Raw genomic sequence first — 16,115 nt, 5'->3', positions numbered from 1 at the left:
AGCCCTGCAACGCGTTAAGGTTGCAGGGTGGTTTCATTAGGAAAGATAACCGTGAACATTGCCCCTTGGCCCAATGTCGAATCTACTTGGATACTGGCTTGAAGAGAAGCAATCATAGCCTTCACCATCGCCAGTCCCAAGCCATATCCAGCCCCAGCCCCATACCCAGAATATGTCCTGCTTTGATCGACCCGGTACAAACGCTTGAAAATCAATTCATGATGCTCTGGCGCAATTCCGATGCCATTATCGCCCACGCAAAGCGTCGCCCCTTCCTTCTCCGAACCGCAGGTTAAGTAAATCGTGCCACCTGATGGGGTATACTTGAAGCTGTTATCTACAAGATTAACAACAACCTGCATCAACCGATTCGGCTCCGTGAATACCTTGCACGGCTTTATCCCAGACACATCTATCTGCATCTTTCTGTCTTCAGCCAACTCTTCGTACCAGGAGGCAACATTCAGCATCAGTTGCTGTACATCTACCGTTTCGAAGGCCACCGATGACTTGCTGGCTGCTTCATCATTAATTTTCATTAACGTGTTGAGCATTCCGCTTACCTGCTGGGCTGACTCGGCACAATCAGATAAGGCACTGGTTAGTTGTTCATTGGAAGGAGGCTGGCTTGACGCCAATGTTTTTTCCGTCGTTAATGCAATACGAGAAAGCGGCGTTCGTAGGTCGTGGGCTATCGCATCAAGGGTATTGTCCATACTAGTAATCGTTGCCTCTAATCGCCCGTGAACCAATTCCAAGCTTTGGTTCAGTACCGCTAAGCCATTTTCACCTTTTCCTCTCTTGTCATGGGCAGTATTGCTGTCATTGTCTTGTGGCGAGCTTACCGACCACTCACTCGCTTGATCCAATGTTTTCGCTAAGCGGTGAACAGGGGAAAGCGTTGTTGTCAGTAACCGCCAAACAATCAAGGAAATAACTGCACACAATAGCGCTAGCGCCCCTACCATAATAAGCCACTGAATAAAAAGCAGGTGCAAGCGTGGGTGAACATTTAAAACCAACCAAAAGTCTTGATGCTGGCCGTTGAGTTTTAGCGTTAAGTAATGTGGTTCAAGTAACAGTTGATACCAAGCACGATCATCAGCCTGGTAGTATTCCAGGGCTATATCGGCATTGTCATGCTTGGTGCCAGCAATATATTGGGGTTTGCTCTGGGGGCTTTGACTGACAGAAACGGCTGTAATTGTATTTTCTATTAAGCGTTCAGGGTTACCTTCAAGCACATGGATTAATTTATCATCCGATTCGTACTTTAAGATCCTCTGGTATTCTGCTCCCATCGACTTGAGTAATTTCTTGTCTACCCCGTCAAGGGAGTACACCTGCATTAGGCCAATACCCAGCAAGATGACCACAAAGCACAGGGTCACTGTGGCAACAAATCGTCCAAACAGCCATTTTTGTGCTTGGCGAGTTGATTGCTCAGCTCTCATATTTAAGGACATATCCCACCCCGCGAATGGTATGGATCAAAGGCTGTTCAAAGCCTTTATCGACCTGTGCCCTTAAACGACACACCAGCACATCAACCACATTGGTTTGCGGATTAAACTGATAGCCCCAAATTTTCTCTAGAATAATGGTTTTGGAAAATACCCGTTCCGGCTGCTGCATCAATAATTGTAATAAGTCGAATTCACGCTGCTTGAGTGATATTTCTTTTTCACGGCGAAAAAGCTTACGGGTCAAAAGGTCGAGCTTCAGATCGCTATATACCAACTGGTTTTGGCTATTGGTGGGCATCTGCCGCCTCAATAAAGTCTGGCAACGGGCGGCCAATTCAGCGAATGCAAACGGCTTCACCAGGTAGTCATCAGCGCCAGATTGCAACCCTTGTACCTTCTCTTCAACCAGATGGCGAGCACTCAGGATGATAATCGGAACTTGATAGCCTTCGCCCCTTAACCGGCGCAGTACATCCATGCCATCCCAGGTTGGTAGCATCAGATCCAAAATGACCAAATCGAAATCATCTTGCGTCGCCAGCTGGTAGCCCTGCTTACCATCTGCGATACAACTGACATTGAAGCCCATTTCCTCAAAGCCTTGCTTAAGGAAAGCACTGATATGACTGTCATCCTCAATCACTAAAATATTCATTCTGCATCCTGCTTACCGCTATTCCTTATCCCGATATTACATGATGACAACATTTCACTTCATTACAAACATGTAATGTTTCAACAAGGTTGCAGCAATTGTGGCTGGATATTGTTTTTCCATCGCAACAACACGGGCACCGAGAGCTAAGTAATTACCTCGTAATACATCGCCCAAATACATCACTGAATTACTGAACCGATTAAGGAAAGATCATGAAATTGAATATTGTACTTGCCGCCACATTACTCGCCGCTTCAAGCTCTGTTTTGGCTAATGAGAAAGTATCAATGGTTACCCAACTATCATCAGCAACCGCTTTCGAGCTAGCAAATGCAGCAGTAGGCCAATGCGCCAAAGATGGCTACAACGTGTCTGCTACGGTTGTCGATATTTCCGGCCGAGTACAAGCGCAACTGCGTTACGACAACGCTAGCCCGCACACATTGGATAGCTCGCGCCAGAAAGCCTTCACAGCAGTTAGCATGAAACAACCAACCGCCAACTTGATGAAATTGGTCGCAGAAAAACCGTTGATGGATCCGCTGCGTGATATGGACGACAACCTCCTCTTCCTGGCTGGCGGCCTTCCTGTTGAGTACAAAGGTCAGATTGTTGGTGCTATCGGGGTAGGCGGCGCACCTGGCGGTCATCTTGATGTCATCTGTGCTGAAGCGGCGATTAAGGCTGTGATGAAATAAATTTCGTTTTCTGTCGGTTAAGCAGAGCCATATTCGCCGTACAACAAAGCCCACATTAGCTTCTGTCTCTTGATTTCATAATAAAGATCAAGAGTCAGGGCTAAGAGATGACGAAAAAGGAGGTGGTATTAGTCAGTATACTTACATTGCTCTGGTTAATATTGAAATGTCATGTAGGTAATGCAGATTACAGGGGGGAGAGCTGAAGGGCGTACCATACATTCGTCCAAAACTTTGTTATCCATACTTGAGTATTCATTGTGTTTAAACGAGCATTTAATTTTCAATCTTTTCAAAATGTTAATAGCCTACAAAGGCATACATAAAACAAGCGGATGCTATCTAGTAAAATCATAAGCAACCCATATAATTCAGCGACACAATAAAAGTGCACAAAGTGGCATATCGTTGACTATTTTTATAGGGATTATTTATGAGGCATCTTTCGCGTGGTTTTACATTAATCGAGATGATCATTGTGATCGTTGTTCTGGGCATTATTGCTGTCACTGCAGCTCCGCGCTTTTTAAATGTATCGTCAGACTCCCGCATAGCGGCACTTGATGGCTTTGTTGGCGCATTCAGGGCGGCTGATGAAATGGTAAGATCCAAGGCCATAATGCATGGTATGGAATATACCTTGGAAAGAACGCAGCTCCCAGGAACCGACTTGTATGTCATTTTTGGCCATATGAACCTGAAGAAAGAAGATGTGGAAAAGGCGATGGACGTTAGCGGTTATAGCCTGCTTTCTGTTACAGATAACAGCCTATTTGTCTCCCTTAGGGATGACATTAAATCGAGTGAAGACTTAAGTAAGCTTTCCAAGCATGGATGTTACCTATTCATTAAGTTACCAAGGCCACATAACAATGAAGATGGGGATATTACAGGTAACTTGTTAGATCATGAAATCACAAAAATATATGACGGCTGCTGAGAATAATTACTCTTAAGCAAACTCAATGCTTTACCCGGATAGGCACTAGGTTCCAGCAACCCCTTGCGTGATATATTTGTTGCTTATTTGGTAATATCACTAACGCACTTCTGGCTAACTTCGAGCTAGCCTAGCCAGCTCAGTTCTGTTGTCGGCAAGCATCTGCTGCTTATTTCTATGCGTATAATATTTAGTAGTCACACAATTGCTCATGGAATACTGATTTAAATGTTCTGGATAGTCATATTACTCATAATCGCGATATGCGTCTTCCTGCCGGGCATGTGGGTCAATCATGTGATGGAAAAGTACAGAGAGCCGGCTGATCGCTACCGCAAGCAGGGAAGTGGTGGTGAACTTGCTCGCCACCTGCTGGACAGCTTCGGCTTGGGTAACGTCGAGGTAGAGGAGACCTCTGCCGGTGATCACTATGATCCGGTCGCTAAGGCTGTGCGTCTGACGCCGGACAACTACTCAGGATACTCGCTGACGGCAGTGACTGTGGCCGCCCATGAAGTGGGGCATGCCATTCAGGATTCACGTGGAGAGTCTTTGTTCCTGGCGCGGCAGAAACTCGTAAAGACTGCCATGGTCGGCGAGCGTATTGCCGGAATGATGCTAGTGGCTGCTCCGCTTGTCCTAATGCTAACCCGCCTGCCGCAAGCGGGAGCGATAACGATAATGATTGGTATTGTTTCAATGGCATTAAGTACTCTGGTGCACCTGTTGACTCTTCCGGTTGAGTTCGATGCCAGCTATGGCAAGGCTCTGCCGATCCTGCAGAAAGGCGGCTACCTGTACGATGGTGATCTGGAGCATGCAGAGAAAATTCTCAAGGCGGCGGCGCTGACCTATGTCGCTGCCTCGCTGACCAGCTTGTTAAACTTGGGGCGATGGATCGCGGTGCTACGTCGGTAATGGCTGCTTGATGCTAGTAAGCTACTTCAATCACAATTTCAAAAATATGGCAAAGCCATCAACATGACATTAGCTGCGACATTGCACTACTGTGCAACACAGCTGTTTGCCTAATTGTGCAGCAGCCTGCTGCACAATTTAGCCCAAGGTACATGTAAGTAGGGGATTAGTGCTTGTACCTAAAGGTATTACTGTCATCAATGATTTCAATTCTAACCGGCGCTAAGCCTTTTTTTACGTCACCTATTTGCTCAAACGACTTATGAGAAAGGTCAATGACTCGGCCTTTCGCAAAGGGACCACGATCATTGATTTTGACATCTACCGTTTTGTTATTGGCTGTATTTGTAACCCTCACGATAGCCCCAAAAGGTAAGGTTCTATGAGCTGCGGTATAGGCTCTCATATCATACCGCTCACCACTGGCAGTGAGTCTTCCGTGGTATTTGTTACCGTACCATGATGCTTGACCAACAAGCTGATGTGACTTTGCGTAATTCTTTGTTTTTTCATCATTGATTGCCGTAGTTGACGAGCAGCCAACAAGCAAAGTAAGGGTGAGAGCCGTAAAGGCGAGGTTTAATTTTTTCATCCTATTTGGATACTCAATCTTCTTCATGCCATGTTTGTCTTTGTTGATCATCGGATATGACTCGCCGATTTTGACACGAACTATGTTCCATTTAGTCAAGGTTAAGAAAGATTTTAAGTGTGATCGTATTGATGAAGTTCATAAAATATGAGACGTCGTATTATTTTTAAGAATGGAGCCACATTACATTGAACATGTGCTTCAGTCGGTTGATTTTGAATGAAGGTGATTGGTATTGTTGCTCCGCGTAAAAAATATCGCCGTAAATGGGGATTAACGTGCAAAGCAACTCTAAATTAGTATTCGTTCAACGAGAAAACCAAACATGTCAGCCACGCAATTTCAAACAAACTGGATTAAACCTTTCACTCTAGATCACGCAGCCCTTAAGCTCGGTAAAAGCAAAGAAGAAATCAAGGCGTTGTGTAAGTTAAAAGTGTTGAACGGCGGTTGGGATGACTTTTACGGCGAAAATGGAGCTTTTGTCGTTTGGCTACCAGAAGACCAAGCTGATATAACAGCGGACGAAATACGCGCTGGCGCAACAATTCACTAAGGGGACAATCCCTGCTTTTCCTTCCTTTCTTGCTGTACAAATTCTGAACAGCCATCGATCGCTTATAATTAGAGTAAAAACTCAGATAAAGTGCAAAGATATTCCTAATCAGCTTAGTATCATGAAGTTGTTCTTCCATGTTACAGCAGAGAAAGGAGCGAATAATGAAAAGGTTATCTTTGATTAGCATTATTTCGATAGCTGTGGCGACACCCGCTTTGGCAACGGATTTTTTTGTTGGCGCTGGTGTTGGTTGGCAGCAAGATGAAATTAAACGTACTCTAGATAAGGACAGTGAAAGTGTTCACTTTCAGCTTCGTGCTGGTGCGATCCTTGAAGAGAATCATCGAATCACTGCGGCTTATTCCTATAAGGATGATGACGTTAAGGCGGATGATCAAAAGTATAAGCACTACATGCACCTAATGACGTTTTCGTATGACTATATGGTGCCGTTTGCTTTTGATGGGCGGTTGGCAGGATTTATTGGACCGACGATGGGCCTTTACAACAATGAGTTTGACGACAGGCGACGGACTCATTTTACGTGGGGTGGACAAGTTGGATTGCAGTATCGTCTGCCCCAGAGCTGGAGCGTTGACTTATCTTACCGATACCTAGATATGGATGTTAATGGCAGCCAGCATGAGTTGGATACAACTCAGCAAGTGACGTTGGCATTCGATCGCCGCTTCTAGCCATTTGTGCAAGAAGGCTGAGAAAGAAACCAAGATAGAAAGCCAAGAAAGAAAAATACCCCGCAGAAAGGTAACCTTTCTTTGGGGTATTGGTCTTGGGGGAATTGGAGCTGCTTAGAAGCTATTTATTTAAAACCTAGCGCTTTTCGCTCCTTGCGGTTCATGTACGGGTAAGGCGCCTCGAAATCATCACTCGGCACCTTGTATTCCGTGCGGGCTTTTTTAAGTTCAGCCATCATGTTTTCACGCACATCTTTGTACTTAGGATCCTCGAACACGTTATTCACTTCGTTTGGATCTGCTTTCAAGTCATAAAGTTCGAACCAACCTTTACCGCTGTTCTGAGAGTAGAAATCGATCAGTTTGTATTGATCACTTCTTACACCATCATGACGAGGAACGTTGTGGCCACCTTCCATGTAGTAGTGGTAGTACACGATAGGCCGCTCTTGCTGCCACTGGGCATCGCTTTCTTTGCCAGTCAGCACATCAAGGAATGATTTACCCTGCATTTCACCTGGTACTTTTGCTCCTGCTGCAGTGAGGAAAGTCGGTGCAAAGTCGATATTTTGGATCATTGCCTCAGGTTTTGAGTGGGCAGGGATCTTCCCTGGCCAACGGATCACAAACGGCATCTTCATTCCCGGCTCATACATGTAGCGTTTTTCCGCCCAGCCGTGCTCACCGATAAAGAAGCTCTGATCTGAGCTATAAACGACAATGGTGTTTTTAGCGAGATCGTTTTCATCCAACCAGTCAAGAATACGGCCGACGTTTTCGTCAACTGCAGTCACTGATGCCATATAATCTCTCATGAAACGTTGGTAGATGTATTCGGCACGGATCCGTTTCTCGTCTTCTGGCACATTGCCGTATCGCACTTTGTATGGCGGAGATTGGATTTTCTTCCAGTAATCCACATTGATGTCATCGTAAGCTTTGTGCCAAGCGTCGCGCTGCTCATCGGTCATACGCGCCATCCAGCCTTCAAATGCTTTACGCTTTTGCTTGGTCAGGCTCTTAATCCATTCATCTCGGATTTCAGCACGCTCTGGCGTTGTTGGCGCTGGTGGGAAAGCATTAATACCTTCACCAGACATACCATAGAGTTTCATCCACGCTTTGTTGGCATGCTCACCACGGGTTTCATAATTGTCGAACAATGTTTCAGGTAGTGGGAATGTTTTGTCTTTAAACAGTTCCAGGTGGCGCAATGGTGGGCGACGCGGTGTATGCGGCGACTTAAACTGAACTTTTAGCAAAAATGGCTTGTCGGCATCACGCTGATGCTCCAACCACTCGATAGATTGGTCGGTAATCACATCGGTCGAGTAACCTTGAACTGTAGTGATATTACCTTCGTTATCGATAAATTCTGGTTGGTAATAGGTCCCTTGGCGGCCATGCCCATTGAGGACGTTTGAGTAGCCAAACTCATTGACCGGGGCAGGGTTCATGTGCCATTTACCAATCAAGGCCGTTTGATAGCCAACATCTTCCAGCAGGTGGGTGTAGATAGTCTGATTAGGGTTCCAACGTGACGTATTGTCGATAACACCATTTAAATGCGAGTGCTTACCGGTCAGGATAGTTGCACGGCTTGGTTGGCAAATGGAGTTGCCGACAAAGGTGTTCTCGAAAATAGCCCCCTCATTAGCTATTCGGTCAATATTGGGGGTGTTCACAAACTGATCATTGTAGGCACTGATAGCTTGTGTAGAGTGGTCATCGGAAAAAATAAACAGAATGTTAGGTTGTTCGTAGGTGGCAGCAACACTCTGAGAAGAAATAGCACCGGCGGCTAACAGCACACCTATTCCTTTGGATAAAGTCGAGCGCTTAATTTTCATATTATCCTGCTTTGATCTTGTTAATAGTAAACGGTTATTTCAACCAGTTGGTTTCAGGCATTGTTTGATGTTTTAGAAAATGGCAATACCTCGGCACCAGGTGAAGGTGCCGAAGTTAATAGCTTTTAATAGCCGAGCGCTTTGCGCTCTTGAGCCGTCATGAATGGGAACGGCGCTTCATAAACATCTGATGGGACCTCGTACTCTTTGCGAGCATCGTGAAGCTCTTTCATCATTGTTTCGCGAACTTTGGAGTATTTCGGATCGTTGTAAACGTTATTCACTTCGTTCGGATCGGCTTTAAGGTCATACATTTCAAACTCGCCCTTACCGTTGTTTTCTGAATAGAAGTTAATCAGCTTGTAACGGTCGCTACGCACGCCATCATGGCGTGGTACGTTGTGAGCACCTTCCATGTAGTAGTGGTAGTACAGGTACGGGCGCTCTTTCTGCCATTGGGCCAGACTTTGCTTGCCAGTCAGTACATCAAGGAAAGACTTGCCTTGCATTTCTTCAGGAGCTTCAAGACCAACAGCATCAAGGAAGGTAGGCCCGAAGTCGATATTCTGGATCATCGCCTGTGGACGTTGGTTCGGAGCAATGTGACCAGGCCAGCGAATGATGAACGGCATTTTCATGCCTTCTTCATACATGTAGCGCTTTTCCGCCCAGCCATGTTCACCGATGTAGAAGCTTTGGTCAGAGCTATATACCACGATGGTATTCTCTGCCAGACCTGTGTCGTCTAAGTAGTCCAGAATACGACCGATGTTTTCATCAACGGTAACTGCCGCAGCCGCGTACTCTTTCATGAAACGCTGGTAGTTATACTCGGTACGGGCTTTCTTTTCTGCTGGTGGCACGTAGCCGTAACGCATCTTGTATTCAGGAGTTTGGATCTTCTTCCAGTAATCGACGTTGATATCGTCATAGGCTGCGTGGAATGCGATGCGCTGATCTTCAGTGAGGCGATCCATCCATTTGTCGAACGCTTCACGTTCTGGCTTGCTCATACTGGCTAGCCACTCTTCTCGGATCTTTTTCTTTTCTGCCGTTGTCGGTGCTGGTGGGAAGGCATTGATACCTTCTGCTGTCATACCGTACAGCTCCATCCAGGCTTCGCTCGCATGCTTGCCACGAGTTTTGTAGTCATCATGAAGCGTGGCTGGAATTGGGAATTTAGTGTCTTTGAACAACTCCAGGTTTCGTAGTGGTGGTCGGCGTGGTGTATGCGGTGACTTGAATTGAACCTGAAGTAAGAATGGTTTGGCAGGATCACGGTTGGTTTCCAACCACTTGATTGATTGATCGGTGATGATATCGGTGGAATAGCCTTCAACGGTCGTCTTCTTGCCGTAATTATCGATGAATTCTGGCTGGTAGTACGTTCCTTGCCCGCCAGCACCACTCAGTACGTTCGAGTAGCCGAATTCTTTCACTGGAGTAGGGTGCATGTGCCATTTACCGATAAGTGCGGTTTGGTAACCAGCGTTTTCCATTAATTTCGGGTAAATGGTTTGGTTTGGGTTCCATGCTGAGGAGTTGTCGATAACGCCATTTAGGTGTGAATGCTTACCCGTGATGATAGAAGCACGGCTTGGTTGGCAAATTGAGTTACCGACGAACGCGTTTTCGAAAATAGCCCCTTCTTCGGCAATACGGTCGATATTAGGGGTTTGTACCAGATCATCGCTGTAAGCACTGATGGCGTTGTTTGAGTGGTCATCAGAGAAGATGAAGAGAATATTGGGTTGGTCGCTAGCTTGGCTGGCTTGGGCTGCGCAAGAAGTTGCTGCAAGCAAGAGCCCAATCCCCTTTGCGAGAGTGGAATGTGAAGTTTTCATAAGATCCTTGATTACATATCAGTGTTAAGAAGACAAATGGTTCATGTAGAAGACGATACTGAACTTGAATTCGGCCATATTTGCTTCATCAAAGATGAGTGTCTCAACTAAAAATTGTTAATACTTCGAGAGTGTTGAGGAATGATTGCTTACTGGCATAGCTTGGGAATGTTTTGAATATAAACGTTTCGAGTTAATGGATCAATTCTGCATGTATATAGAAGAGAGGTTTGTTTCATTAACATGACGAACATCTAATTTTTTCCGCTGTTTTTATTGAATATCGCTACTTCATCGCTTTTTTTGTGGACCACCTTCAACTTTCTAGCAAAATTCAGCTAGCAATCACCGCTGGTACAAGTAAATGTTAACTCTGTCACATGGTGATTTGTAGAAACGTTTATACTTTGGTCATTGTTAATATGAAGTACGGTTTGACTTGTTTGCTGCTCATCACTTTCAGTTGAAATTGAGAGAACTTGGTGAAGAGAAAACAGGAGGTTATCCGAATAACTGGGAAATTTATGGGGACAGTTATTCATGGATAGCAATAATTCTAAGGATAAATAACTAATGGTTACCATGAAAAAGAATGTTTTAACCACTGCGATGTTGATGCTGTTTTCGGCAACTTCTGCGCCGTCTCTGGCAGCTGAGCCAGCGAAGAATGAGCAGACCGCACCTAATATTTTGTTAATTACTGCTGACGATATGGATTATGGCTCGTTGGGAGTAACAGGTTCGACTGTTCCTGAGATTTCGCCAAACCTTGATCGTTTGGCCAGTCAGGGGATCCGTTTCAACAACGCGTTTGTCACTGTTTCGGTGTGTGAGCCATCTCGTGGGGTCATGGCAACTGGACGTTATATACAGAACAGCGGCATTTGGGGTTTTTATCCGACAACCCAGAATATTCCGACTCTAGCAGAAGAGCTCAAGGATAATGGCTACACCGTTGGAATCCTGGGTAAAGTGAATCACTCAACACCGAAATATGTTGATGATTATGTATGGGATTACAGCAAAGACAAAGCGGATATCGGCAGCGGCCGTGGTCCGAAACTTTATCGCAAACATCTATCGGCATTTATCGATTCAGCGCAGGCAAATGACAAGCCTTTCTTCATGATGGCTAACTCCCATGATCCGCATCGCCCATACTTTGTCGACAGTCCGAACTATGAAAGAGGCGGAAAGCAAAGGCCTTCGAGGATCTACAAGCCAGAGGAGATCCAAGTACCAAGCTTCTTGCCGGATATTCCCGGGGCACGCAAAGAGCTGGCTCAGTATTACAGTTCGGTAAAGCGCTTGGATGACACTGTAGGTGAAATGATGTCAGTGCTTGAAGAGAAAGGTGTGAGTGACAACACCATTGTTCTGTTCTTGTCTGATAATGGTATTGCTGCACCGTTTGCGAAATCCAATGTGTACCGTAATAGTAACCACACCCCATTCTTTGTTCGCTGGCCAGAGAAAATCAATGCGTCGGTTGACGATGAGCACTTTGTTTCAATGGTCGACTTGATGCCAACCCTGCTTGATGCGGCGGGCGTTGAGGTGCCAGATTCATTGGATGGTCGAAGCTTTTTACCTATTCTAGAAGGCGATTCACAGGCCGAGCGAGATTACGTATTTACCCAATACCATGAGAATGCTGGTGGCCGTATTTTCCCTATGGCAGCGGTACAGAATTCAGATTGGCTATATATCTTCAACCCATGGGCTGTGGGTGGCCGTGTTTACAAAACTTCGGCTAACAATAGTAAAACTTTCAAAGCGATGAAGGCGTTGGCAGATGAAAACCCTGAAATTAAAGAGCGGGTTGAGTTTTTCCTAAACCGTACCGTTACTGAGTTCTATGATCTGCGTAATGATCCGGATGCGAAGGTTAATCTAGCAGATAAGAAAGAGTTCAAAGAGCAGCAAATGAAAATGACGGAGCTTATGCGTCAACATATGGAGCAATATAATGACCCAATGTTGGAGCTACTCCTCAAGCGCGATGACAATGATTTCCTAGTAAGCCGAACTGCAGAGCTACAGATGGAAACAAGGCAGAGAAAGAAAATCCACCGCCAGCTAAGCGGCGGTAAAAAAAGTCATTAAATTATATTTAAAGTAGTGGCAATTAGAGCAGCAGTGAATAACTGCTGCTCTTTTTTAATCATCAAAAAAACATTTATAAATTAATACTGGCTTAAGCCAATTAAAGACATTTCAAATTTTCTTATTTACTCAGTATCGCGTGTATGTTGTGAGGGGTTATGCATATCAAAAATTACAGAGAAATCCTTAACGTAGGGTTATTAGCTTTTATTTTGGTAGGATGCCAAGGAGGAGGGGATAGTCCCCCTACCGATGAAAAGCAGCCTGACTATAAACCCGTTCCAAAGCCAGAAAAGCCTGAGTCTGATTTTACCTCCGCACCATGGCCTTTTGAACAAAATAGCAGTGATTTAGTCGCGGCTGCAAAGGTTGCCGGATATTACGCCGTTGCAAATACAGCGACTAACTATATTGAAATTAGGAACATTTCCCATGATACCTTGAATGTTCTTAGCCAAGATGACTTCCTAGCACTTGAAGACTTAGCCTCTTCTGGCGCTGATTTTTCCTTATGTGGAATGACTTTTACGCCATCAGGCCGTTTCTTGTATCTTGCGATGTGTGGGCAAGGTGATGAACTAGACCATATTGTTGCCTTTAACCAAAATACCAAGGTGTTGTCGCTATTCGATTCTGTTTCATTACGAGCGGATATTGAATCACCATCTGAAAAATATGGTATGACTTATTTTAAAAAGCACCTTTATGTCGGAAGTGAAAAAGGGATTTTCCGTTATGATGCCGATAAAAATAGTGTCTATTTGGGTGGGGCGAAACAAGCTCCACATTTCATTCCATCCCCTCGGGCAATTATTGATCTTGCACTCGACATGAAGCAGGAAAAACTGTATGCCTTGTCTGATCAATCGATCTACCGCATGGCAGCAGAAGGGAGTTCATTGTCAGAAATATATTCCGGGGCAGAGTTCGAAAGTATTACCTACAGCCGTGTCTTTGGACGGGATGATATGTCAGGACTGTATTTATCGGTAAGAAAAGATGCTGATGACGAGTTTTGGTTGTTTCCCAAAGGTGACTTAAAAGGCAGCATAAAGACTTCGCCTAAACTTCTTTGCGAAGTGAAGGCGTCGATATTAAGCACGGCCGCAACAGCGGATGGTAAGCTACTTTATACAGACGGTTCGCCAAAATTACTGGCTGACAAGCTGGATGACAAGCTGTCATACAACGACTGGTTATATGATGAATTGCGGCAATATGTTGCGACGCTTAAAAGCCTCACGTCATCAAGGCAGTTCGCCACCACCAATGACTTCTCTCCGGAAGGCTTTTTGCACCGCAAGATCCAGCGCAAAGGCACCAATCCCAATAAAACACCTATTGCCGATACCGTGGGGTGGGCGGTTTTCACTCTACTTGCTGCTGATAAGGTTCTCGATGATCCTGAGATCGAACCTATTATCACACTGCTCATCAAACGCCACGCTGGATTGATGGAAGATGGTTTGGGTGGCCTCAAGTCGGTTGATGGCCATTTTGTCAGAAACTACCAAACCAATGGTTCCCCTCATGATGAGAAGCCGCAACCGCAGCTTTATACCAGCATGAAGTTTTTGCCTGCGGTGATAAAAGCAGCTGAACAGTATCCAGACAATGTAACGATTGAACATGCGAAACAGTATCTTACTCAGATATTTGTGCGTTCGGGTGACACTATCAGGGCACGGCAAGGAGTCACGTGGCAAAACGATGATTTCGGACCGCTGCGCAACGATAATGGTATGGCGAATGAAACCTGGATATACGGGGATCTCGGCGCAGCGCAAGACCCACATGCTAGCTATAACTATGACAAGTATGTCTCGAAGCGGGAGTATTTCAAATACGATCACTGGTTAGAAGGAGAGCCAGTGATAAAGGCATCACATTCGGCCTTTATCGTGATGGGAGGAACCTTGATACTGGCTCATCATGCCGAGGATCCTGAGTGGAAACAGTTCAATGAAAATTACTATGCAATAAGTCAGGCAGAAACTGATGACTTAGGCTCGCCATACTTCGCGGCATTCTCAGCCGGAAATAACACCGCCGTGGAAGGAAACTACAATAATGATGGTCCATCTCAGCATCCGGGCGATATTTTGCATTTCCCAGCCGTGTTAGGTTTTGGCCAGCATGGCAAGCAGGGTGCCATGGTTGGCGGGTATTTTGCCTATAGAGATGAGTTGAGGCAGAAGATGGTCAATGCCTCTGGTGGCGAAGATATAGAGTTTCTGACTCGCTGGTCTATGTCGCTGCCTGATTATCAAATGAGTTCGGTTGGCATCGCTGATTTTTGGTTTGGTGCTATTGGATTAGTCGAAACTATCAGGCCAGGGACAGTTGATGAGCTGAGGAACACGTTTTATCGACATGAGGTGAGTTGGCATACTAACAAACAAGGTCAGCAGGTTGTTCTTTTTTCTGCTTTTTCGCCAAGAGAAGTGATCGGCATTGATAGAAGTGGTGACCAGCAGAGCTTTGGTTATCAGCGTTCTCCATACACGGTACCAAGTGATAGTGTTTTTGAACGATTCGAAGTCGTAGACCCTGAGGGAGATTGGATTGAACTTGATGATATCGTCAATGTTGTCCATGGCAAAGAAGCGATTTTCACCAACCCCAACTTCGAAGATGGATTGAATGGTTGGCAAGCTTACGGCGACGCTTTACCGATTTTGACCGATGGTATTTCGGGTAAGGGGGTAAAACTCGTTGCGGGCTCAAGCGATCGTTCGCTGATTTCTCAGAGCGTCAAACAAGATCTTTCTCTGGTCGGAAGTAAATATCGCGTCTCTGCCTATATCAAGCCAGAAACTGTCGATAGCAGCCAAGGGTACATCCAGGTGTATTGGACAGCCGATGGTGAGCATGAGAAGGCTATAGGCCTTGTGTCGCAAAGCCAGAAGCTTACAGACACTGATGAAGGGCAGTTAGTTGCTGTTGATACCGTTAAACCTGAAGGAGCGTCTTACCTCCATATTGAATATGTTGTTGAGGGTGGGGTAGGTGAAGCCTTTATCTTTGATAACACGGCTCTTCAAGTATTTGGTAAGCCAGTTCAGATCCTTAATGGTGATTTTGAAAGCGGAAGCCAATATTGGGATTTATCGAATGGGCTTGTAACTATTGAGAAAGGCAATGTTGCGCCGCAAGGGGAGCAGGCTTTGGTCTTCCAATCAAACGGAACAACGAGTAAAGAGAGTGAAATCATTGCTAGCACGCCTTTGGATATTACGTCAGACCCAGATGGAACCCGTTATGTATTCACGTTATCCGTAGGTGAAAAGCAATTGGCGGAAGGTGCCTATTTCGATGTCGATGTTGAGGTAGAAAGCGCTAGCGCCAAAACCAAATTAGTCCCATCAGTCGCAACCATAGAAAATGACAGCGGAAATATGATTCGTTTTGTTATGCGTAAAAGACCGGATGAAACAGCTTTCAACATCATCCTACGAATGACCGAAAGTACGACAAGTTCATCTCTTAGCCGTATCGTTGTGGATGACTTAAGGTTGTTTAAACACCGTATTTTACCTGCAATTTGTAATGTTAGTGCAACAGGCTGCTAGAAACATTTCGACTACTGGTGATGAACATTCTTCATCACCAGCTGCAAATTTCACTAATAAACTATAATAAGAAGCTAACACTATTTTTCTCGAGTATAGCTTGAGCTGATGAGTTTTTATTGTTTAATTTCAGTGTTTTGTATTTTGTTCTGGCTGGGCTTCGCCTTTTTCTACTAGTCTCCTCTCCATTCTCTTCTTAAAAAGATTAGTGTAATCA

Annotated in this window: 12 protein-coding genes and 1 pseudogene; 8 read left to right on the top strand and 5 right to left on the bottom strand. The window is 45.1% G+C overall.

The genetic code is table 11. The features are described 5' to 3' along the window. Positions 1-14 precede the first annotated feature (14 nt). Entirely contained in the window at positions 15-1,466 is a 1,452-nt protein-coding gene (locus tag ACXAD4_RS20745; RefSeq protein WP_475243831.1) for an ATP-binding protein, read from the bottom strand. After that, a complete protein-coding gene (locus ACXAD4_RS20740) occupies positions 1,444-2,121 on the bottom strand; it encodes a response regulator (RefSeq protein ID WP_475243829.1) in 678 nt (225 codons plus the stop codon). The genes ACXAD4_RS20745 and ACXAD4_RS20740 overlap by 23 nt, the downstream gene beginning before the upstream one ends. A 215-nt stretch (positions 2,122-2,336) precedes the next feature. Between ACXAD4_RS20740 and ACXAD4_RS20735 the strand changes: the two genes are divergently transcribed. The 4 genes and pseudogenes from ACXAD4_RS20735 to ACXAD4_RS20720 form a co-directional block, all read left to right on the top strand. Continuing rightward, positions 2,337-2,822, top strand: a complete 486-nt coding sequence (locus ACXAD4_RS20735; RefSeq protein WP_475243828.1) for a GlcG/HbpS family heme-binding protein — start codon at positions 2,337-2,339, stop codon at positions 2,820-2,822. A gap of 433 nt (positions 2,823-3,255) precedes the next feature. Further along, positions 3,256-3,762, top strand: coding sequence for a pilus assembly FimT family protein (locus ACXAD4_RS20730; protein WP_475243827.1), 507 nt, complete (start codon positions 3,256-3,258; stop codon positions 3,760-3,762). Positions 3,763-3,990: 228 nt separating this feature from the next. Continuing rightward, positions 3,991-4,680: a zinc metallopeptidase gene (locus ACXAD4_RS20725; RefSeq protein WP_475243826.1), complete on the top strand. Its 690-nt coding sequence runs from the start codon at positions 3,991-3,993 to the stop codon at positions 4,678-4,680. Between the two features lie 12 nt (positions 4,681-4,692). Then, a pseudogene (locus ACXAD4_RS20720) lies at positions 4,693-4,794 on the top strand (cysteine/O-acetylserine transporter); the annotation flags it as partial. Positions 4,795-4,846: 52 nt separating this feature from the next. Here ACXAD4_RS20720 and ACXAD4_RS20715 read toward each other — a convergent pair. Further along, entirely contained in the window at positions 4,847-5,272 is a 426-nt protein-coding gene (locus ACXAD4_RS20715) for a septal ring lytic transglycosylase RlpA family protein (protein ID WP_475245604.1), read from the bottom strand. A gap of 325 nt (positions 5,273-5,597) precedes the next feature. Between ACXAD4_RS20715 and ACXAD4_RS20710 the strand changes: the two genes are divergently transcribed. Together ACXAD4_RS20710 and ACXAD4_RS20705 are read left to right on the top strand one after the other, a co-directional pair. Then, a complete protein-coding gene (locus tag ACXAD4_RS20710) occupies positions 5,598-5,828 on the top strand; it encodes a hypothetical protein (protein ID WP_475243825.1) in 231 nt (76 codons plus the stop codon). A 164-nt stretch (positions 5,829-5,992) separates the two neighbouring features. Continuing rightward, positions 5,993-6,526, top strand: coding sequence for a porin family protein (locus tag ACXAD4_RS20705; RefSeq protein ID WP_475243823.1), 534 nt, complete (start codon positions 5,993-5,995; stop codon positions 6,524-6,526). A 125-nt stretch (positions 6,527-6,651) separates the two neighbouring features. Here ACXAD4_RS20705 and ACXAD4_RS20700 read toward each other — a convergent pair whose 3' ends face one another. Together ACXAD4_RS20700 and ACXAD4_RS20695 are read right to left on the bottom strand one after the other, a co-directional pair. Then, positions 6,652-8,376 carry a sulfatase family protein gene (locus ACXAD4_RS20700; RefSeq protein ID WP_475243822.1) on the bottom strand — a complete coding sequence of 575 codons (1,725 nt, stop codon included), beginning with the start codon at positions 8,374-8,376 and terminating at the stop codon, positions 6,652-6,654. A gap of 125 nt (positions 8,377-8,501) precedes the next feature. Continuing rightward, on the bottom strand, positions 8,502-10,220 hold the full coding sequence (locus ACXAD4_RS20695; RefSeq protein WP_475243820.1) for a sulfatase family protein: 1,719 nt from the start codon (positions 10,218-10,220) through the stop codon (positions 8,502-8,504). Positions 10,221-10,793: 573 nt separating this feature from the next. Between ACXAD4_RS20695 and ACXAD4_RS20690 the strand changes: the two genes are divergently transcribed. After that, positions 10,794-12,326: a sulfatase family protein gene (locus ACXAD4_RS20690; RefSeq protein ID WP_475243819.1), complete on the top strand. Its 1,533-nt coding sequence runs from the start codon at positions 10,794-10,796 to the stop codon at positions 12,324-12,326. A gap of 158 nt (positions 12,327-12,484) precedes the next feature. Then, positions 12,485-15,898 carry a carbohydrate binding domain-containing protein gene (locus ACXAD4_RS20685; RefSeq protein ID WP_475243818.1) on the top strand — a complete coding sequence of 1,138 codons (3,414 nt, stop codon included), beginning with the start codon at positions 12,485-12,487 and terminating at the stop codon, positions 15,896-15,898. Positions 15,899-16,115 lie beyond the last annotated feature (217 nt).

This window comes from Photobacterium sp. AWH4_225, assembly GCF_056158405.1.
The sequence above is the reverse complement of the archived record's forward strand: the minus strand, read 5'-3'. Positions and strand labels throughout refer to the sequence as shown.

Coding starts and splice junctions, on each gene's coding strand:
- ACXAD4_RS20745 (WP_475243831.1), bottom strand. CDS start 1,466: ATGTCCTTAAATATGAGAGCTGAGCAATCAACTCGCCAAGCACAAAAA.
- ACXAD4_RS20740 (WP_475243829.1), bottom strand. CDS start 2,121: ATGAATATTTTAGTGATTGAGGATGACAGTCATATCAGTGCTTTCCTT.
- ACXAD4_RS20735 (WP_475243828.1), top strand. CDS start 2,337: ATGAAATTGAATATTGTACTTGCCGCCACATTACTCGCCGCTTCAAGC.
- ACXAD4_RS20730 (WP_475243827.1), top strand. CDS start 3,256: ATGAGGCATCTTTCGCGTGGTTTTACATTAATCGAGATGATCATTGTG.
- ACXAD4_RS20725 (WP_475243826.1), top strand. CDS start 3,991: ATGTTCTGGATAGTCATATTACTCATAATCGCGATATGCGTCTTCCTG.
- ACXAD4_RS20715 (WP_475245604.1), bottom strand. CDS start 5,272: ATGAAAAAATTAAACCTCGCCTTTACGGCTCTCACCCTTACTTTGCTT.
- ACXAD4_RS20710 (WP_475243825.1), top strand. CDS start 5,598: ATGTCAGCCACGCAATTTCAAACAAACTGGATTAAACCTTTCACTCTA.
- ACXAD4_RS20705 (WP_475243823.1), top strand. CDS start 5,993: ATGAAAAGGTTATCTTTGATTAGCATTATTTCGATAGCTGTGGCGACA.
- ACXAD4_RS20700 (WP_475243822.1), bottom strand. CDS start 8,376: ATGAAAATTAAGCGCTCGACTTTATCCAAAGGAATAGGTGTGCTGTTA.
- ACXAD4_RS20695 (WP_475243820.1), bottom strand. CDS start 10,220: ATGAAAACTTCACATTCCACTCTCGCAAAGGGGATTGGGCTCTTGCTT.
- ACXAD4_RS20690 (WP_475243819.1), top strand. CDS start 10,794: ATGGTTACCATGAAAAAGAATGTTTTAACCACTGCGATGTTGATGCTG.
- ACXAD4_RS20685 (WP_475243818.1), top strand. CDS start 12,485: ATGCATATCAAAAATTACAGAGAAATCCTTAACGTAGGGTTATTAGCT.